A 19,516-nucleotide genomic window follows, 5' to 3' on the forward strand; every position below is an offset into this window, starting at 1 on the left:
CTCGGGTTCAAGCCATGCAGAAACCGCTATTGTAGTTTTTCCGGCGGATGATCGTCGACGGCCCGGAAGGCAGAGCGCTCAAACGCGCGGCAGGTCGTCAATGCATTTTTCGACGTGGGCGCCGGGGACATCGGTGTCAATCCCATCGTGGCCGTCGGTATGGGAGACAGGCACGATTTTGGGCCCCAGAAACCGTGTGCCGCCGAGTGTAAAAAGGGACCAGACAGCATCTCCCCGACGAATCGCGGCGACGACTTCGGGCACTTCGACAATCGCCGTGGGGGACAACCAGTCACGCGTCGACGGGTCGACGGGAGCCCAACGCACGTGGGTGATCCGGTCGCTCGTGGGGCTGATGCGAACGGCGTCTATGGCAAAGGTAGTCACATCGACCTCCATCATCCTGATAACTGGATTCCAGCATTATGCGCCGCTTAATCCGCCTGCGATCAGGTTGACGTGTCCGTGCCGTCTCCGGTCGTTATCGACGCTCTTCGCCAGGGTGGCCAGCGGCGTCGGCATCGACGTGCGGCAAGCTCCGCGCCAGCCGCGGAATCAGTTCCATGACCGGCAACCGCAGCGTTTGTGCCAGCTCGTCGATCTCGATCGACTGATCGCCGTCCCGACCCAGCAGCGTGACGACGCTTCCGGTCCGCGCCTGCGCAATTTCGGTGATATCGATCACGGTATGCTGGAAAGAGCGGCGCCCGAGAATACGCGCGGTCTGTCCGTGCACCAGCACGCGGCCCAGCGGCGGCACATGGTTCAGCCCGTCCCAGAACCCGATCGGCACCACGCCGATGCGCACAGCGCGTTCGAGCCGGATCGGTTCCGCGTAGCCGATCCCGAGCACAGATCCGGCCGGATGCTCCTGAACGTGGATGATGCGGCCGCGAACAGCCCGCAACAGCGGCCGCAGCGGCGCGCGCGCCATCCAGTCGGCGTCGAGCGCACCGTATAGAAACCGCCCGGGGTCGACCGCCTGGTACGCCAGATGCGGATGCGCCAGCATCACGCGCGAGCTCGCCAGCATCGTCGTCACGTTATCGAATCCCGCCGCGCGCGCGTCGGCCAGCGCGGCATCGAACACACCGGCCTGCCGGCGCGTCACGTCGTCGCTCTCCGGCGAACTCAGATGCGTGTAGACGCCTTTGAGCCGCACGGTCGATTGATTCCGCAGCGCCTCGAACGCGGCTTGCCATTGCGACGGCAGAAAGCCGAAGCGCCCGAAGCCCGGATCGATCTCGAGGAACGCATGGACGGCCACGCCTGCGTCGATAAACGCGCGCAGACTTTCGTGACTCTGGATCGTCACCGTCAGTCCCAGCGCGGCGACCTGCGCCGCATCCTCCGGCAAGGTCGCGGCAAACAGCAGGATCTCGCGATCGATGCCGGCGTTGCGAATCGCCACGCCCTCTTCCGGACTGCCGACGCAAAAGCCATCGACACCCGCTTGCGCCGCGAGGCGCGCTACCTTCGCGGCACCGAAACCGAAGCCGTCGCCCTTGCAAACGAAGTAGATTTTCGTGGCCTGTCCCACCAGCTCACGCGCGAGCGCCAGATTTGCCGCGATGGCGCCATAGTCGAGCTCGGCCCAACTGGGACGCAGCAAGCGCACGCGTTGCGTGTCGAGGTCTGGCTCGATATTTGAAGTGGACATAGAGAACGCCCTGTCGTGCGTCAGAGTTTGCCGATAGCCGCAGCATCGGCAACGGTCGATTGCAGGAACAGCGCCTCCTGCTTTGCGACGCGCTCCTGCGCGGGAAGCGTCTGGAGGCGTCCACGCATCTCGGCGGTGCGCTGCGCGTCGATGTCGCGCCCAGTGCCTTCGAGCACGACGCCGTAAACTTCACGCGCCATCTGCTCCGTGATGCGGTCGTCCAGCACGTCCTCGCGCACGGCTTGCGGCGAGCGCATCAACGGGTCGCCGTGGCCCGCGCCGCCCGCCGCGATATGGCAGAAGCGGTCGCCCTTGAGAAGCGCGGTCACGGTACTCGGCATGGTCGGCAGCAACGTGCTTCGACCGTCGCGGGTCAGCAGATTGAGCGACGGCGATCCACTCAACCCGCCATGCGAACCCGAAGGCCGATGCGCGCGACGGTCCGAGCGCAGCCCGAGCAACGCGTGGTCGCTGCGCAATTCATAAGCGCGGCGCATGGCGAGGCCGCCGCGATGCTGGCCTGCGCCTCCCGAGTCGGTGACGAAGCCATACTCGGTGATCTTGAGCGGCAGACGTGCCTCGATCAGTTCAACCGGCTGATTCGACAGATTGCCGAGCGGATTTGCAATGCCTTCGCAGCCGTCATTGCGACCGCCGCCCCAACTGCCGAGCACCCCGTCGGTGATCAACCAGTTGCCGCCGCGCGCGCCGCCCTCGCCATCCGGACTACGCCCGGAAATCGACACGACCGACGGGCCGCCCTCACCTAGCGCCGGAATCGTATCCGGCACGATCTGCGCGAACGCGCCTTGCAACACGTCGAACATTCGATAAGCAATGATCCCGCGCGCCGCGCAGGCAGCCGGCTCCACAGGATTCACAATCGAGCCGCTTTCCGCGTAGACCTGGACGGGCCGCGAAAAACCTTCGCAGTTCGGCACATCGACGCCGATCGCGCAGCGCACCGCCGCATACGCGACCGATTGCGTGGTCGCGAACGGACCGTTGATCGCGCCCTGCACCTGCGCATCGGTGCCGGTCCAGTCGATGCGGATGGTGTCGTCCGCCACCGTCACCTTGACGCGAAACGCGATCGGCACGGGCGTATCGCCTAGGCCGTCGATGAAATCCTCGTAACGGTATTCACCATTCGGCATCGTGCCGATGGCCTGGCGCGTCAGGCGCTCCGCGTAATCGTGCAGCGCCTCGACCAGCCGTCCGAAACCGTCCGCCCCGTATTTGTCGAGCAATTGCACCAGCCCGCGCTCACCGGCCTTGCACGAGGCCACCTGCGCGCGCAGGTCGCCGCGCAACTGGCCCGGCATGCGCGAATTCGTTTCCAGCAGCGTGACGAGCGCGTCGTTGACGGCGCCTGCATCGCACAGCTTCATCAACGGAATTCGCAAGCCTTCCTGATAGATTTCCGTCGCGCCGATCGCCATGCTGCCCGGCGCCATGCCGCCGATATCGGCATGGTGGACGATGGTCGCCACATAGCCTTCGATACGCGACTCGTAAAACACCGGCTGAATCAGATACACGTCCGGCAGATGCATGCCGCCCGACGTGTAGGGATCGTTCATGATGTAGATGTCGCCGGGCTTGCCGGCCGTGCCGAAACGGCGCACCACGTTGTCCATCGCGGCCGGAAACGCGCCGAGGTGAATCGGCAAGGTCAGGCCCTGCGCGATCACGCGGCCGGCGCGGTCGAACACCGCGGTGGAAAAGTCCATCGAATCGCGCACGATCGGCGAATACGCGGTGCGCAGCACGACGAGCGCCATTTCGTCGGCGATCGAGCCGAGCGCGTTCTTGACGATTTCAAGCGTGATGGCGTCGGTGCCCGCCGAAGCGGCCTGCTGGGTAGTCATACGGATTGCTCCAGAAACGTGATGACGATGTTTTCGTGGGCATCGACGCGCGCGCCGGCATTCGGCGGCACGACGCAGGTGGAGTCGTATTCCTCGACGATCAACGGCCCGCTCATCGGCGCGGCGCGCAGATCGGCGCGCGAGATCACCGGGGTGTCGATAAAGCCGTGAGTCTTGCCGAAATACGCCCGGCGCCGCACCGGCGCGCGCGCACCCGATGAACTCGCCCGGCTGCCGCCGGCGCGTTGCGCGTCGTAGGCGCGGTCCTTCTGCGAGCGCAGCGAACCGACCGCGCGCAGGTTGACGAGCTCGATCACCTCGTCCGCGGATGCATGGCCGTAGGTGCGTTCGTGTTCCGCATGAAACGCGGCAGCGATCGACGCAATATCGAGCGGCTGACCGGCTCGCCATTCGATCGGCACAGTCAGCTCGTAGGCCTGACCCGTGTAGCGCAAATCCAGCGCGCAGGTCACGGCAATATCGTCGAACGCGTTACCCTCGGCCGTCATATCCGCCGTGGCGCGCGCCACGAGGTCTTCGAGCGTGTTACCCAATTGCTCCGCGGCCGAATGATCCAGGCGGCAGAACATCGTTTGCATGAACTCGTGTTGTGTCGACGAGAACAGCAGCCCGAGCGCGCTGAACACACCCGGGCTCGGCGGCACGATGACCGTCTTCATGTCGAGCAATTCGGCGATCGCATGCACGATGACCGGCCCATTGCCGCCGAAAGCGAACAACGCAAATTCGCGTGGGTCGCGGCCGCGATATGTCGACACGGCTTTCACCGCGCGCGTCATCGTGGAGGCAGCGATCGAGAAAACGCCATAGGCGGCTTCGTAGAGATCCGTATGCGTGGGCTCGGCGATCTGCGTGCGCATAGCCTCGAGCGACTTCTGCTGGTTGATGCGCAACTCGCCGCCAGCAAGGAACGACGGATTCAGATAGCCGAGCGTCAGCACGGCGTCGGTGAGCGTGGGAGTCGTGCCGCCCGCGTCGTAACACACGGGTCCCGGCACCGAGCCCGCCGAATCCGGGCCGACCTTGACGAGGCCACCCGCGTCGATACGCACCAGACTCCCGCCGCCCGCGCCGATCTCCGAGACGTCGATGAACGGCAGCTTGACCGCGTGCCCGCCGCCCTTGACGAGCTTGCTGCTGACGTTGATGCCCGCACCGACCTCGTATTCGGTGGTGCGCGCCGGCTCACCCTTCTCGATGATGGCCGCCTTCGCCGTGGTGCCGCCCATGTCCACCGTGATGCAATCGGCGTAACCCGACGCGGCGGCCACCGCGGCGCCCGCGATCACACCCGCCGCCGGCCCGGACTCGATGATCGTGGCCGGCTTCTGCATCACCATCGCCGCGCTCATCACGCCGCCGTTCGAATGCATGATCTGCACCGGGCCAGTCATGCCGATGCCGCGCAGCTTGCCGATCAGCGAGTGCAGATAGCTCACCACCACCGGCCCGAGATACGCGTTGACGACGGTCGTGCTGGTGCGTTCGTATTCGCGGATCTCGGGCAGGATTTCGTGCGAGCAGGTCAGATAGACGGCGTCGCCCAACACGCCGCGCAGCAGATCGCGAATGCGGATCTCGTGTTCGGGATTCGCATACGCATGAATCAGACTGATCGCCACCGCTTCGATTTTCTCGCCGGCGATACGTCGCGCGATGTCCAGCACCTGCGCGTCGTCGAGCGGCGTGTCGATCGAACCGTCGGCGAGCAGCCGTTCGTCGACCTCGTAGCGATGCCGGCGTTTCGCGAGCGGCTCCGGCTTCTGATACGCGAGGTTGTAGAGCATCGGCACGCGCAGGCGGCCGATCTCGACCACATCGCGAAAACCGCGCGTGGTGATCAGCGCCGTGCGCGCGCCTTTGCCTTCGAGCACGGTATTCGTGGCGATGGTGGTTGCGTGAACCAGCTCGGTTATCTGGCGCGGTTGCGCGTCGAGCGAGGCGAGCAATGCCTGCAAGCCCGCGACGATCGCAATGCCATAGTCCTGGGGCGTGGACGAAACCTTCCTCGTATGAATCACGCCGTCATCGCCGATCACGACGATATCCGTGAAGGTCCCGCCGATATCGACACCGGCCCGGTAAAGTCTTTCAGTCATTACACACCTTGCTTGTTAGTCGATGCGGCGCAAACGCGTGGCCGGTTTGCGCCCGCCAATGCAGCGCTGCTAGAACTTGTGCACGAGTCCGACACTGACCACGGCCTGGTTCTGCCCCGAAGACGGCAACATGGTCTGAATCTGCGAAGCCAGCATGCCGTTCGACGTCGCCGGCAACGGCCCGCCCGTGGGCCGCGGAAAACCGCCGCCGGCCGCGCGCAGATAGATCACCTCGGTATAGACGGAGGTCCGTTTGGAGAGGAACTTGTCGACCAGCAGATTGACCTGATGCCAGTGCACCTGCGTGGGTCCGCCCGGACCGCCGGTGATGTTGTCGCTCGTGTACGTGTAAGCCATGCCGAAGAACAGCGTCGGATCGAGCGTGAAGCGCGCATTCGCTTCATAGTTGTTGAAGCGGTAGTTGATGCCGCTTGTCAGCGTCGTGCCCACGTTGTTGTAGATCGCGTTGCTGTACATCAGGCTCAGCTTGGCCGGCCCGATCACATACGACGCACCGATGCCCGCGATCTGCTCGCGTTTGGACGTGATCGGCGCATCGCAACAGGTGATCGCGCCGTTCGTATTCACGTTCGCCGTGGTGTTCACGCCCGGTTGGTCATAGAGCGAATACGCCGCCGCAATCGAAAAAGCGCCCTGCGAATAGATGCCGCCTACCGACCACATGCGGTTGTTCGCGAAGGCGCCGGGCGCGTTGCTGAACGCGTACATCGCCGTGCCGGTGAAGCCCTTGAGATTCGGCGAGACGTATTTGATCGAGTTGTTGACGCGCAGAAAGTCGTCGGTGTTGTCGTTGTCGTACGGATGCGAAAACATCACGCCGCCCCACGCACCGTTGGACGTCATCGTCTGCAAGGTGCCGACAATCGCGTCGTACTGGCGGCCGAACGTCAGCGTGCCGTAATCCGGATTCGAAAAACCGACGAACGCCTGGCGCCCGAACATGCGGTTGTTCTGACCGAGCGCGCCGTTGGTCGGGTTAAAGCCGTTCTCCAGCGTGAAGATCGCCTTGGTGTTGCCGCCGAGGTCTTCTGCGCCTCGCAGCCCCCAGCGGCTGCCGTACTCGCCGTTGCCGGTCAACTGCACCGCGCTGTGGCCGCCCTGGTTCGACGAGTAAGTGATGGCCTCGTTGATGATCCCGTACAGCGTGACCGAACTCTGCGCATGAACGAAACCGCTCCCGCCCAGCAGAGCCGCCATGATGAATAACTTTTCCTTCACCGCTCTTCTCCAAACAAGGAATCGCGACACCCCGGTCGGCTAGCGATCGATTGATGATAGCAAATGAATCGATTCACCAAAGGTTTAAAAAAATATTCCAAAGGTGGGCCGGCTCACTGCTTGACCCGGATTTTCTTCTCTACTGCTCGGACCGCCTCTCCTGTGTCGACCAGAGTTAGTGCTTTTAGCACTTACTCTGGTGCCACCCTATGGGATGCCGGCGGATGCCTTTCGGGATAGCCGCCAGCAACTCCGTCGTGTAGCGCTCGCGTGGTTCGAACAGCACCTGATCCACGGCTCCCGCCTCCACGACGCGACCTTCCCGCATCACCACCACGCGCTGGCACAGTTCGCCGACCAGCGCCAGATCGTGACTGATCACTACCAGCGAAACACCCGCGCTCTGGTGAAGATCGCGCAGCAGCCGGATGATCTCCGCCTGGATCGATACGTCGAGCGCGGAAGTCGGTTCATCGGCGACAACCAGTTCCGGGCGGCGCGCGAGCGCCCGCGCGATGCCCACGCGTTGGCGCTGACCGCCCGACAGCTGATGCGGATAGCGCGCCAGCACGAATGTCGGCAGCCGCACCATGTCGAGCAATTGACGCACCGGCACGCCGTCGTTGCCGATCGCTTCGGCCAGCGTCGTGGCGATCGTCTTGCGCGGGTTCAGCGAATTCGTCGTGCTCTGGAACACCATCTGCACACGCTGACGAAACGTCGCGTTCTGCGCGCGCGTCATCGTGTTCAACGCGTCGCCTCTGAAACAGATCGAGCCGGTGGTCGGCGCGGTGAGGCCGACCATCATGCGCGCGACAGTCGATTTACCGCTGCCGCTTTCGCCGACGATAGCGAGCGCGTCGCCCTTCGTCACCTCGAGCGTCACGCCCGACACGGCATGAAAGCGGCGCCGGTTGAACATGCGTTCGAGCGGGGAACGCGCCAGCGCATAAGATTTGCCGACCTCCTGCAGCGCGAAGATCGGCTGCGCGGCCAGGGCGGAGTTCGGCACGTTAACGGACATTGCGCGGCTCCTCAGGTTGATGTCGGCCCGCAGCACGCGTAGCCGGCAAACGCGGAATGCTCGCGATCAGATGCCGCGTGTAGTCGTGCGCAGGCCGCAGAAAGATATCCTCCACCGGGCCGGCTTCGACCACGTATCCCTGTTTCAGCACGACGGCGCGCGAACACAGTTCCGCCATCAGGTCGAGGTTGTGCGTGATGAACACGAGGCCGAGATCCATCTCGTCCACCAGCGTTCGCAGCAGCTCGACGATCTGCGCCTGCACGGTCACGTCGAGCGCGGTGGTGGGCTCGTCCGCGAGCAGCAGCGCCGGCTCGCAGACAATCGCGGCGGCAATCATCGCGCGTTGCTTCATGCCGCCGCTCAGTTCGTGCGGATACGCGCGCTCCGTGGCGCGCGGGTCTTTGAAACCGACGCGTGCGAGCACGGCATGCACTTCGTCGCGTATCGCTCGGCCGCGCAGCGGACGGTGGGCGCGGATCACGTCCGCGAGTTGCGCGCCGATCGTGAAAGCGGGGTTGAGCGCCGTGGCCGGATCCTGAAAGATCATGGAGATGCGCCGTCCGCGCAATGCCCGCATGCGCGCCTCCGACGCATGGCTCAAGTCTTCGCCGTCGAACACGATACGGCCGCCGCTGATGCGCCCCGCGTTGCCAAGCAAGCCGAGCACCGCCAGCGACGCGACACTCTTGCCCGAACCCGATTCGCCGACGAGACCGACCGCCTCGCCGCGTCCCACCTGCAAATCGAGCCCGTGCAAAACTTCGGTTTGCGTCTTGCCCGAACCGAAGGCGACGCGCAGGTTTTCAATCGACAGCAGCTCTTCACTCATAGCGTTCATAGCGACGCCCCCGGTACATTGGCCGCCTGCGCATTGCGCCGCCGCGGGTCGAGAATCGTGCGCATCGAGTCGCCGAACAGATTGAAGGCGAGCACGCTGACGAACACCGCCGCGCCCGGGAACACAGATACCCACCAGTTGTCGGTGAAGATGAGTGCGCGCGCGTCGGAGAGCATCGCACCCCAACTCGGTGTAGGCGGTTGCACGCCGAGGCCGATGAAACTGAGCGACGCTTCCACGATGATCGTCACGCCGAGCAGCAGCGTCGCCTGGATCAGTACCGGCGAAATGATGTTGGGCAGAACGTCGGAGAACATGATGCGCGCCCCGCTCGCGCCTTGCAGAACCCGTGCGGCGACATATTCCGCTTGCGACTCGGCCTTCGCGAGACTATGGGTGAGCCGCGCAAGACCCGGCGCGTACAGCACGCCGATCAGCAGCACCAGTTTGGTTTCGTTCGAAATGGCAAGCATGCCGACATGTAACGTGTCGGTGCCAGTAATGCCGACGAGCGCGATCGCCCAGATCAACAGCGGAATCGACGCGAGCACCTCCATCGCTTTCATCAGTGTTTCGTCGAGCCACGAGCCGGCCTTGTAGCCCGCCACGAGGCCGATGCCCGTGCCGAGCACGAGGCCGATCGCAACCGCGCAGAGTCCAATGGACAGCGACGCGCGAGCGCCCCAGATGGTGCGGCTCAGAATATCGCGGCCCACCTGATCGGTACCGAGCCAGAAAGCCGCGCCAGGCGCTTCCAGTCGATGTTCGATATAGAGCTGCAGTGGATCTTTCAAGGGCAGCCACGGCGCGCACACTGCGATCGCGGCGAGCAGTACGATCGTCACGAGACCGATCGCACCGGCCGGTTCGCGCATCAGCGCGCGCAGCAAACGGCCGGCCGATGCGAGCCATGTGCCGAGCGCATGCGGCTTGCGGTGCACGTTGGGTAGAGATGAATCAGCCATCATGTTCTATTCGCCTTCGGGTCGAGATAACCGTGCAGTACGTCGGCGCAGGTGTTCGATGCGATGAAGATCGTCGTGATCACGAGCACGATGGCCTGCACCGTCGGATAGTCGCGCTGGAAGATCGCCGTGAGCAACGCGCGCGAGACGCCCGGCAAATTGAAAATCTGCTCCACGATCAACGCCCAGCCGAACATGTAGCCGTAACTCATCGCGGCCGTGCTCACTAGTGACGGCAACGCGTTCTTCAACGCATACAGGCGGATACGCGACGGCGGCAAACCGAGCGCTCTGGCGGTTCGCACATAATCCTGCGAAAGCGCGTCGACCATGTTCGCCCGCACCAGACGGCTCAACACCGAGATGTAGTACACGGACATCGTCAGTACGGGCAGCACTAGCGCGAGCAAATGCGACGCCATGCCGTCCGACCAGGGCGTGAGCCCGCCCACCGGAAACCACCCGGTCTTCAAAGCGACATAGCGGATCAACAACAACCCCAGCCAGAACGACGGCACGGATAAGCCGACGATCGCCACGGCTCGCAGCAAATGGTCCGTGCCGCTGTTCTCCTTCAATGCAGCGACGGTGCCGAGCACGATCGACACGACGATCGTAAACACGAACGACAGCGTGACGAGTTCGACGGTATTCGGCAACGTATCGGCGATTTGCGGGCCGATCGGGTTGCCGGTCGCGTACGACTTGCCGAAGTCGAGCGCAAGCGCACCGTTCAGCCACCTGCCGTATTGCGCGGCGACAGGCCGGTCCAGTCCGTATTGATGATTGAACGCGGCAATCTGTTCGACGCTGGCGTCGCTGCCCAACGTCAGACGCGCGGGCGACACGGGTGTCGCGCGGCACATCGCGAACAGCAGCGCGCTCACCACCAGCAGCACCAGCACAGACGAAAACAGCCTCGAAACGGCTTTCATATCGACCTCATGCCTTCGCGAGATAAACGTTGTCGAGCTTCAGCGAGAAACCGGTGTTCACCTGAAAATCCTTGACGTTGCTGCGCCACAGATTCTGCACTTCCAACGCGCCGATCCAGACGGCCGGACAGTCGCGCGCCAGCACCTGCTGGATTTTCGCGAGGATCGGCTTGAGCGCGGCCGGATCGTCGACCAGATAGCTGTCGTCGATCAGCTTGAGCAACTCGGCGCTCTCGTAGCCGCTCGCTTTCCAGAGACTTTCGCCGGGTCTGAACAGCGCGTTGAGCAGATACGTCGGCTCCGGTGGCGCGATGAAACCGGTCAACGCCGCCGCGTGGTTGCCGACCAGCACCTGCGAGATCATCTGGCCGAAATCGAGCGGACGCAGATTGACGCGCACGCCCAGCGACGCCAGTTGCGCCTGAATGAAAAGCGCCGTCGACGATGTATCGATCAGATACGCAGGCTGCACATACAGCAGATCGAACGATGCGCCACTCGCGTACTTCGAGCTTTTCAATGCCGCTCGCGCCTGGTCCAGATTGAAAGCCAGGCTTGCAGCCGAGCCCGCGTCGTACCACGAGGACTCCGGCGCAAACGGCATGCTGCTCGCTTTGACCGCGCCGTAGCACAGATCGCGGCAGACCTTGACCCGGTCCAGCACGAGCGATACCGCACGGCGAAACGCCGGATCGTCGAACGGCGCCTTGCGGTTGTTCAGACACGTCATCAGCGGGCTGGTCGGCGAGGGACGGCTGTCGCCCGCGAGGCCCGCCGAGGTGCGGATCTGCGCGAACGTCTGGGCCGGCGGCGCACTGATGATCTGCGTCTGGTCGGACATCAGCGAGGCAAGCCGCGACGACTCTTCCGGGATGATGCGGAACACCACCTTGTCCCAATGCGGCTCGCCCTTGCCCCAATAAGCCGGATTGCGCTTCAGTTCGACAAAGTCGTTCGCCTTCGACTGCACGAAAATGGCCGGCCCCGTGCCGACACCAATCGGCGTCTGCTTGAAGTAGTCGGCCGGGTGCTGCTCGCGGCTGCCTACTGGAAAAATACCCATGTACTTCGACATGTAGTCGAGCAACGGCCGGTAAGGGCGCTTGAGGCGGATCACGGTGGTATTCGCGTCCGGTGCGCTTACCGATTCGATCACGGTCCAGAACGGCCGGCGGAACGCCTTGTTCGCGGGATTCAGCACGTAGTCGAAGCTGTATTTCACATCGGCGGAGGTGAACGGCTGACCGTTCTGAAAACTCACGCCGCGCTGCAGATCGAACGTGTACGTGAGTTTGTCCGGCGAAATCGTCCATGTGCGCGCCAGTTGCGGCACCCGTTGACCGCGCGCGTCGATGCCGACCAGATTCTCGAAGATCAACTGATTGATCGCCATCACGTCGTGATTTGGCTGGTTGATCGGATCGAGCGTCTGCGGATTGCTCGGAATGGCGACCGACAGGATCCCTGCCTCGGCCGCGAAGACACGGCCTCCGAATGCGAACGGCAGGGAAAGCCCCGCGATGCCCGCGGCGCCCGCACGGAGCAATTGTCGTCGCCTGCTGCTGAAAGTCATGAAATCCTCTGCTTTTTCAATGCCGGCCGATTCGCCACAGTCTCGTGAATCGATTCACAGACAATAGTGAGGTTGGCGCGGCGAGTCAACTTCTTAAAAATATCGGAAACCCTGGCTGGTGGATTCAGAACGCTCTGCGGCGGGTCTAGGCAAGCAGCAACGAGGCATCGGCGAGCGACAGCACCGTCGTGCGCGAATCGAATGCCGTGGAAAAAAGATGATCGTGCACGACCTGATCCGGGTCGTAACAGCAATCCTTGACGGTGTATAAGCGGAAGTCCGCGTCGCTCGCATAGGCGACCGACGAAAGCACGACACCCGTCGACGCGATGCCGACCATGATCAGCGTGTCGATACCCTGTGCGGAAAGCCGCGCCTGCAGGTCGGTACCGAAAAACACGCTTACACGGTGCCCGACGATGAGCGGTTCGCTGGCTCGCTGGCCGAGCTCTGGCGCGATTTTGTCGCCGATGAACAGGCCGAGCTGCTTGAGCCCTTGCCCGTTCTTGTTCAACGGGCTGACTTCCGGATAACCCGGGCTGAACTGGATCTTGGCGAAATAGACGCTGACGCCTTTGGCCCGCGCGGCATCGCACAGCTTGCGCGTGTTCGCGAGCAGCGTAGGCGCGACCGACGGAAAGAGCCCCAGGATGTCGGTCTGATAATGCATAACAACAAGCGCCGTTTGCGCCGGCACGAGCGCCGGAAGCGGCGCACCCACGCTCTGCGCGGACGCGGCGCTGATTCCGCCATCTCCGCAGCCATCGAGACCGAGTCCCGTCGCCACCGCGCCGGCCAGCGCGCCCGCCGTTTTCATGAACCGCCGACGGCCCGCGCGGCCACCTTCCTCGCTGTCGCCCTGCCCCGACCGTAACGCGTTTTTCCTGTCGCTCATGTTTCGTCCTGAAGTTTTGGTGAATCGATTCATTTAGCGCATATCCGCAATGTCGACGGCGAAAAATCCGCTGTCAAGCAACTTTGCGATCGTATAAACCCTGGGAATCGAGCCGGGTTAGCGCTTTTTGCGGCGTGTCGGGCTGCGCGGCGCGCCGCACGACTCGCGCACGATCATCCGCATGGGATGTTTGGAGCGGCGGATGCCGGACGGCGCGCTGCCGTCGATCAGTTGCAACATCATGTCCGCTGCTTCCCGGCCGACGTCGCGCGGGTTCTGCGTCACGACGGTCAAGGCCGGCGACGCGATGCCGGAATACTCGTGCTCGCCGATGGAAATCACCGACAGGTCGGCCGGAATAGACAGCCCGGTTTCCCGCACGACTTCGAGCACGATGGCCACGTCGTTCAGCGTGGCGATGATCGCGGAAGGCGGCTGCGCAGCGCTCAGCAGCGCCCGGCAGACGTCCTTGTTGAAGGCGCTGGTACGCAGCACGAGCGCCGGATCGAGCGCGATGCCGGCGGCCTCGCAAGCGGCCTGATAGCCACGCACCATCTCGCGTCCCACCCACGTGTTTTCGTGGCCGGCCACAAGCGCAATCGCACGATGCCCGAGCGACGCGAGATAGCGCACAGCCTGACGGCAGCCGTCGGCGTGATCGGTCAGCACCGAATTGAATTCACCTTGGGCATCGCGCTCCCATAGCACGACCGGCATATTCAGGGTATGCAAGAAGTTGAAATAGGAAGGCGTTTCGTCGTCGGAAATCGCGCCGATGAATCCGTCGATGCGGCGCTGCTTCAGGCTCGACAGAATGGCCCGTTCGCGCTCGAGATCGTAGTGTGAATTGGCGATCAGAATCTCGAAACCTCGTGCCCGCAGGCGCTCTTCGGCGGCGCTCACCATCTGGGCGGCGGTGTGCTGCGTGATGTCGGAAATCAGGCAGCCAATCGCGCTCGAACTGCCTTTGCGCATGCTGCGCGCCACCACGTTCGGCACGAAATTCAACTCGGCCACCGCGGCGCGCACCGCCTCCTGAATGGCCGGCGCCACATTCTCGCGGCCGTTCAACACACGCGACACCGAGCCGACCGACACCTTCGCGAGACGCGCGACGTCCTGCACGGTGGGCGAGCCTTGCGGAGACTTGCGGCTGCGCAACGCGGGCTTGACGGGTTTGCTGGCTCTCTCTTTGGGCATGACGGAAGGCGAAAAGGTCGTCGATCGATTCTCAATGAATCGATGCATCGGGGCGATTATAGTGCGTCCCGGCTTCGGCCAATGTCGGCGCGGCTTTGAGGTGTGAGTCGGTCGCCGCCTGAGCACAAGGGAAACGACATTCAGGCTATGCGAAAAACAGATACGCGTGCGATCAATAGCGTCAACGCAAGCCATCCAGTGTCATTCTCATCGGCCCGCTCACGCCCCGCCTTCAACTCCCGCATGCATGAATGAGGAACTGCTGGAACGCAACCGCGGGCGTATCCAGCGTTGCGCCTTTGCGCCACAACATGCCCGCGTCCATCTGCGGAATCGCGTTGAGAATGGGCCGCGCATCGATCCGCTTGCCCTCCAGCGACCACGGCCGAAACACCATGTCAGACAGAATCGTGACGCCAAAACCATGCGCGACCAGACCGCGCAGCGCTTCCATTGAACTGGTTCGAAAGGCGATATTCGGTTCGACGTTGTTCTGCTTCCAGTAGCGCAGTGTCGACTGCTCGCCTTCGTCCACCGTAATCAGAATATATGGATAACTCGCGATATCCGCGAGCGAAGGCGCATTGAGCTGCGCGAGAGGATGAGTCGGCGCGGTCCACAACTGCCGGCGCGAGCGAATCAGCACATGGTGCCGGAAACGCCTGATATTTTCGACATTGGAAAGCAGAACGATACCGAGATCGACGTCGCCGGCTAACACGGCCTGTTCAATCGACTCGCGATCCAGATCGTGCAGATCGATCTCGATGTCGGGATAGGTCGCGCGAAAACGCGCCAGCAACTCGGGCAGAAAATAGCCCAGCACCGTATACGACGCCGCAATGCGCACGGTCCCTTTCAGATCGTGCGAGCGGAACGGCGCCTTGTAGACCGCGTCGCGCACCGAATCGAGTATGTGTCTCGCGTGGTTCAGAAAATCGTGCCCGTCCGGCGTCAACGTGACGCCTTGAGGCAGGCGCTCGAAGAGCCGCGTACCCAGGGTTTCCTCCAATGCGAGCACCGCATTGGTAATCGCCGATTGCGACACATGCTCGGCCGTCGCCGCCATCGAAAACTGCCCGCTCTGGGCTGCCGCCACGAAGTAGCGCATCTGCCGCAAGGTAACGTCTTTTGACATGTGTTTTTCGAATAGCAGGATTCGGTATTCGTGATTTTACGTTGGAAATTCCGCTTCCTATACTCCGCCTCTAATAAAAGCCGCCGGAGACTTCCCCATGAACGCCCCGCTAACGCCTCCACTACGTGACGCGCTTGCCTCCGTATCGCTCGACGACAAATACACGCTAGAAAAGGGCCGCGTCTATATGAGCGGCACGCAGGCGCTGGTGCGCTTGCCGATGCTGCAGAAGGCGCGCGACCGCCGCGCCGGCCTCAATACCGCGGGCTACGTGTCCGGCTATCGCGGCTCGCCGCTCGGCGCTCTCGATCAGGGTCTCTGGAAAGCGAAGCAGCATCTGAAAGAACACGACGTCGTGTTTCAACCAGGGGTTAACGAGGATCTCGCCGCGACTGCCGTGTGGGGCACACAGCAGCTCAATCTCTGGCCGGGCGCCAAGGTCGACGGTGTATTCGGCATGTGGTACGGCAAGGGCCCTGGGGTCGATCGCACCGGCGACGTCTTCAAGCACGCGAATGCGGCCGGCACCGATCCGAACGGCGGCGTGCTGGTGCTGGCGGGCGACGACCATGCGGCGAAGTCGTCGTCGGTCGCGCATCAGTCGGAGCATATGTTCGTGGCAAGCGGCATTCCGGTGCTGTATCCGGCAAGCGTGCAGGAGTATCTCGACTACGGTCTGCACGGCTGGGCCATGAGCCGCTACGCGGGTCTGTGGGTCGCGATGAAATGCGTCACGGACGTGGTCGAATCGAGCGCGTCGATCGACATCGATCCGGACCGTTTGCAGATCGTCCTACCGGAAGACTTCGACATGCCCGCAGGCGGCCTCAACATCCGCTGGCCCGACCCGCCGCTCGCGCAGGAAGCGCGTCTGCTGAACTACAAGTGGTACGCGGCGCTCGCCTATGTTCGCGCTAACAAGCTCAACCGCGTGGTGATCGACAGCCCCAACCCACGCCTTGGCATCATGACCGCGGGCAAGGCGTATCTCGACGTGCGTCAAGCGCTCGCCGACCTCTCTCTCGACGACGAAACCTGCGCCCGCATCGGCATACGCGTGCTGAAAGTAGGTTGTGTATGGCCGCTCGATGCGCAGAACGCGCGCGACTTCGCAACCGGACTCGACGAGATTCTGGTGGTGGAAGAAAAACGCCAGATTCTCGAATATGCACTCAAAGAGGAACTATATAACTGGCGCGACGACGTACGGCCCAAGGTGTTCGGCAAGTTCGATCAGCGCGACGACGAAGGTGGCGAATGGTCCGTGCCGCGCGGGCAGACGCTGCTGCCCGCGCACTACGAGCTGTCGCCTGCATTGATCGCGAAAGCGATCGCCCGGCGCCTTGCTAAAGCCGACCTGCCCGCCGATTTGCGGGCGCGGATCGAAGCACGCGTGGCCGTGATCGAGGCCAAGGAACGCGAGGCGGCCACGCCGCGTTCCGTGACGGAGCGGCAACCGTGGTTCTGTTCGGGCTGCCCGCACAATACATCCACACGTGTGCCGGAAGGCTCGCGCGCACTGGCCGGCATTGGCTGCCACTACATGTCGATGTGGATGGACCGCAAGACGGAGACCTTCAGTCAGATGGGCGGCGAAGGCGTCGCGTGGACCGGCCAGATGCATTTCACGAATGAGCGTCACGTGTTCGTCAATCTGGGCGACGGCACCTATTTTCATTCGGGGCTGCTCGCGATCCGCGCGTCGATTGCGGCTGGCGCGAACGTCACCTACAAGGTGCTCTACAACGACGCGGTCGCGATGACCGGTGGCCAACCGGTGGACGGCGTGCTCACCGTCCCGCAGATCGCGTTTCAGGTCGTTGCGGAAGGCGCGAAGCACGTGCTGATCGTGACCGACGAACCGGAGAAATACGACGCGAACATTCGCCTTCCGGAAGGCGTGAAGGTGTATCACCGCGACGAGCTCGACCGCTTGCAGCGCGAGCTGCGCGAGATGGCGGGTACCTCCATTCTGATCTACGACCAGACCTGTGCAACCGAAAAACGCCGGCGCCGCAAACGCGGCACGTATCCCGATCCGGCGAAGCGCGCCTTTATCAACGATGCGGTATGCGAAGGTTGCGGCGACTGCTCGGTGCAGTCGAACTGTCTGTCGGTCGAGCCGCTGCAAACGCCGCTCGGCACCAAGCGCAAGATCAACCAGTCGTCGTGCAATAAGGATTTTTCGTGCGTGAACGGCTTCTGCCCGAGTTTCGTCACGGCGGAAGGCGCGCAGGTGAAAAAGCCCGCTAAACCCGCATCCGCCGCCGCGTTGCCCGATTTCGCGGCGCTCCCTCGGCCCGTGATTGCCTCACTCGCGAAGCCGTACGGCGTGCTGGTGACAGGCGTAGGCGGAACCGGCGTCGTGACGATCGGCGGCTTGCTGGGCATGGCGGCTCACCTTGAAAACAAAGGCGTCACCGTGCTCGATATGGCCGGGCTCGCACAGAAAGGCGGCGCCGTGCTCAGTCATGTGCAGATCGCCGCGTCACCCGACCAATTGCACGCCACGCGGATTGCAGCCGGTGAAGCGCGCCTGATTCTCGGCTGCGATGCGATCGTCTCCGCTTCCGCTGAAGTGCTGGCACGCACGCAACGCGGCATCACGAAAGCGGCGGTCAACAGCGGCGCCACGCCGACCGCGCAGTTCGTGCGGGATCCCCAATGGAGTTTTCCGGCCGATCAGACGCAACAGGATCTGCGCGCGAGCATCGGCGACGACTGCGATTTCATCGACGCCAATCGTCTCGCGCTCGCATTGTTGGGCGATACGCTCTATGCCAATCCCCTGCTTCTCGGCTTTGTCTGGCAACGCGGCTGGCTGCCGCTCGGCTACGACAGTCTCGATCGCGCGATCGAACTGAATGGCGTGGCCGTCGAAAAGAATCGGCTGGCGTTCGAATGGGGCCGCTATGTCGCACAGCACGGCGAAGCCGCCGCGGATGCTTTTACGCCGCAGTCCGCGAGACAGCAGGCCGTTGTCGTGCAGATGCCGGAATCGCTGGACCGGCTGATCGAGCGCAACGTCGAGCGGTTGAGTGTCTACCAGAACCCTCGCTATGCGGCTCGCTATGTCGAAGCGGTCGAACGGCTGCGCGCGAAGGAAACGGCGCTCATGGGCGGAGCAAAACCGCGCCTCACGCCGGTGGTCGCGCGCAATCTGGCGAAACTGATGACCTATAAGGACGAGTACGAAGTGGCTCGTCTCTACGCGGAACCGGCTTATATGGACAAGCTGCGGGCTCAGTTCGAGGGCGAGCCGGGTCGCGATTACAAGCTCGCGTTTCATCTCGCGCCGCCCTTGCTCGCCAGACGCGACGAGCACGGCCACCTGAAGAAGCGGCGATTCGGACAATGGACGCTCACGCTGTTCCGCGTGCTCGAAAAATTCAGGTTCCTGCGCGGCACGACGTTCGATGTATTCGGCAAGACGGAAGAACGGCGCAATGAACGTGAACTGATCGCGCAGTACTTCGCGCTGATCGACGAATTCTGCGCAACGCTCGACACCGCCCGATTCGATACAGCAATGAAGCTCGCCAATCTGCCCGACGAGATTCGCGGCTTCGGTCACGTCAAGGAGCGCAACGTGCTCGCCGCGGCAGCGAAGCGCGAACGCTGGCTTGCCGAATACCGGGCCGATGCAGGCACACCGCCTGTTTCGTCTTCCCGACTTTTCGAACAGGCGCTATGAAAACGACAATGCTTGACGGTAAGTCGGAACGGTACGCGCACTGGCTGAGGGGAGTGCCCCGCCTTTTGCCGCTTGATGAGGCCGTCGCGCAGACGTCTGTGGGCTGGATCGGGTAGACGAGGTGACGCGATGGAATCCGGCTGAGGCAGAAAAACCCACACCGCGAAGATGGGCGGTCAAACCGCAAAACAGACGAATCCCTTACTGGGACAGGTGGTGCCGGGGACCGGACTTGAACCGGCAAGCCGTTAGGCGGCGGATTTTAAGTCCGCTATGTTTACCAATTTCATCACCCCGGCGGGGGTCGAAACGCGTGTGGACGCGAATTCTACCATTGCCCGCCGGGCGTACCAAACCGCCC

The 19,516-nt window shown here is 63.1% G+C and carries 14 protein-coding genes and 1 tRNA gene; 1 reads left to right on the plus strand and 14 read right to left on the minus strand.

The genetic code is table 11. The features are described 5' to 3' along the window. Positions 1 to 78: 78 nt before the first annotated feature. The 13 genes from B0G75_RS20060 to B0G75_RS20120 all read right to left on the minus strand — a co-directional run bounded on the left by B0G75_RS20060 (position 79) and on the right by B0G75_RS20120 (position 15,461). Positions 79 to 387, minus strand: a complete 309-nt coding sequence (locus B0G75_RS20060) for a hypothetical protein (RefSeq protein ID WP_106310010.1) — start codon at positions 385 to 387, stop codon at positions 79 to 81. Between the two features lie 94 nt (positions 388 to 481). Then, complete coding sequence (gene alr, locus B0G75_RS20065) at positions 482 to 1,660, minus strand: alanine racemase (protein ID WP_106309300.1); 1,179 nt, start codon at positions 1,658 to 1,660, stop codon at positions 482 to 484. A gap of 20 nt (positions 1,661 to 1,680) precedes the next feature. Then, positions 1,681 to 3,531, minus strand: coding sequence for a hydantoinase B/oxoprolinase family protein (locus B0G75_RS20070; RefSeq protein WP_106309303.1), 1,851 nt, complete (start codon positions 3,529 to 3,531; stop codon positions 1,681 to 1,683). Continuing rightward, a complete protein-coding gene (locus B0G75_RS20075; RefSeq protein ID WP_106309305.1) occupies positions 3,528 to 5,651 on the minus strand; it encodes a hydantoinase/oxoprolinase family protein in 2,124 nt (707 codons plus the stop codon). Before B0G75_RS20075 ends, B0G75_RS20070 begins: the two co-directional genes overlap by 4 nt. Before the next feature lie 69 nt (positions 5,652 to 5,720). Next, complete coding sequence (locus tag B0G75_RS20080; RefSeq protein ID WP_106309309.1) at positions 5,721 to 6,890, minus strand: porin; 1,170 nt, start codon at positions 6,888 to 6,890, stop codon at positions 5,721 to 5,723. A gap of 184 nt (positions 6,891 to 7,074) precedes the next feature. Beyond that, a complete protein-coding gene (locus B0G75_RS20085; protein ID WP_106309312.1) occupies positions 7,075 to 7,914 on the minus strand; it encodes an ABC transporter ATP-binding protein in 840 nt (279 codons plus the stop codon). Next, complete coding sequence (locus B0G75_RS20090) at positions 7,904 to 8,755, minus strand: ABC transporter ATP-binding protein (protein WP_258194587.1); 852 nt, start codon at positions 8,753 to 8,755, stop codon at positions 7,904 to 7,906. The genes B0G75_RS20085 and B0G75_RS20090 overlap by 11 nt, the downstream gene beginning before the upstream one ends. Next, positions 8,752 to 9,723 (minus strand): ABC transporter permease, encoded by a 972-nt coding sequence (locus tag B0G75_RS20095; protein WP_106309315.1) that lies wholly within the window; start codon positions 9,721 to 9,723, stop codon positions 8,752 to 8,754. The genes B0G75_RS20090 and B0G75_RS20095 overlap by 4 nt, the downstream gene beginning before the upstream one ends. After that, positions 9,720 to 10,655 carry an ABC transporter permease gene (locus B0G75_RS20100; RefSeq protein ID WP_106309318.1) on the minus strand — a complete coding sequence of 312 codons (936 nt, stop codon included), beginning with the start codon at positions 10,653 to 10,655 and terminating at the stop codon, positions 9,720 to 9,722. The genes B0G75_RS20095 and B0G75_RS20100 overlap by 4 nt, the downstream gene beginning before the upstream one ends. Positions 10,656 to 10,662: 7 nt before the next feature. Next, the gene (locus B0G75_RS20105) at positions 10,663 to 12,228 is read right to left on the minus strand and encodes an ABC transporter substrate-binding protein (RefSeq protein WP_106309321.1); all 1,566 of its coding nucleotides are present in this window, start codon (positions 12,226 to 12,228) and stop codon (positions 10,663 to 10,665) included. Between the two features lie 145 nt (positions 12,229 to 12,373). Continuing rightward, a complete protein-coding gene (locus B0G75_RS20110; RefSeq protein WP_106310015.1) occupies positions 12,374 to 13,045 on the minus strand; it encodes an isochorismatase family cysteine hydrolase in 672 nt (223 codons plus the stop codon). A gap of 195 nt (positions 13,046 to 13,240) precedes the next feature. Continuing rightward, the gene (locus B0G75_RS20115; protein WP_106309324.1) at positions 13,241 to 14,323 is read right to left on the minus strand and encodes a LacI family DNA-binding transcriptional regulator; all 1,083 of its coding nucleotides are present in this window, start codon (positions 14,321 to 14,323) and stop codon (positions 13,241 to 13,243) included. A 232-nt stretch (positions 14,324 to 14,555) separates the two neighbouring features. Further along, the gene (locus tag B0G75_RS20120) at positions 14,556 to 15,461 is read right to left on the minus strand and encodes a LysR family transcriptional regulator (protein ID WP_106309327.1); all 906 of its coding nucleotides are present in this window, start codon (positions 15,459 to 15,461) and stop codon (positions 14,556 to 14,558) included. A 97-nt stretch (positions 15,462 to 15,558) separates the two neighbouring features. Here B0G75_RS20120 and B0G75_RS20125 point away from each other — a divergent pair, with 97 nt between their 5' ends. Next, a complete protein-coding gene (locus B0G75_RS20125; RefSeq protein ID WP_106309330.1) occupies positions 15,559 to 19,155 on the plus strand; it encodes an indolepyruvate ferredoxin oxidoreductase family protein in 3,597 nt (1,198 codons plus the stop codon). 214 nt (positions 19,156 to 19,369) lie between these two features. On the opposite strand, the gene B0G75_RS20130 is transcribed toward B0G75_RS20125, so the two are convergent. After that, positions 19,370 to 19,454 (minus strand) — tRNA-Leu (locus B0G75_RS20130). Positions 19,455 to 19,516: the final 62 nt, after the last annotated feature.

Source organism: Paraburkholderia sp. BL18I3N2 (assembly GCF_003001875.1).
Taxonomy (GTDB): domain Bacteria; phylum Pseudomonadota; class Gammaproteobacteria; order Burkholderiales; family Burkholderiaceae; genus Paraburkholderia; species Paraburkholderia phytofirmans.

Excerpts from the sequence above, each read along its gene's own strand:
- B0G75_RS20125 (WP_106309330.1), top strand. The coding sequence starts at position 15,559 with ATGAACGCCCCGCTAACGCCTCCACTACGTGACGCGCTTGCCTCCGTA.
- alr (WP_106309300.1), bottom strand. The coding sequence starts at position 1,660 with ATGTCCACTTCAAATATCGAGCCAGACCTCGACACGCAACGCGTGCGC.
- B0G75_RS20075 (WP_106309305.1), bottom strand. The coding sequence starts at position 5,651 with ATGACTGAAAGACTTTACCGGGCCGGTGTCGATATCGGCGGGACCTTC.
- B0G75_RS20095 (WP_106309315.1), bottom strand. The coding sequence starts at position 9,723 with ATGATGGCTGATTCATCTCTACCCAACGTGCACCGCAAGCCGCATGCG.
- B0G75_RS20110 (WP_106310015.1), bottom strand. The coding sequence starts at position 13,045 with ATGAAAACGGCGGGCGCGCTGGCCGGCGCGGTGGCGACGGGACTCGGT.
- B0G75_RS20070 (WP_106309303.1), bottom strand. The coding sequence starts at position 3,531 with ATGACTACCCAGCAGGCCGCTTCGGCGGGCACCGACGCCATCACGCTT.
- B0G75_RS20120 (WP_106309327.1), bottom strand. The coding sequence starts at position 15,461 with ATGTCAAAAGACGTTACCTTGCGGCAGATGCGCTACTTCGTGGCGGCA.
- B0G75_RS20105 (WP_106309321.1), bottom strand. The coding sequence starts at position 12,228 with ATGACTTTCAGCAGCAGGCGACGACAATTGCTCCGTGCGGGCGCCGCG.
- B0G75_RS20100 (WP_106309318.1), bottom strand. The coding sequence starts at position 10,655 with ATGAAAGCCGTTTCGAGGCTGTTTTCGTCTGTGCTGGTGCTGCTGGTG.
- B0G75_RS20115 (WP_106309324.1), bottom strand. The coding sequence starts at position 14,323 with ATGCCCAAAGAGAGAGCCAGCAAACCCGTCAAGCCCGCGTTGCGCAGC.
- B0G75_RS20085 (WP_106309312.1), bottom strand. The coding sequence starts at position 7,914 with ATGTCCGTTAACGTGCCGAACTCCGCCCTGGCCGCGCAGCCGATCTTC.
- B0G75_RS20090 (WP_258194587.1), bottom strand. The coding sequence starts at position 8,755 with ATGAACGCTATGAGTGAAGAGCTGCTGTCGATTGAAAACCTGCGCGTC.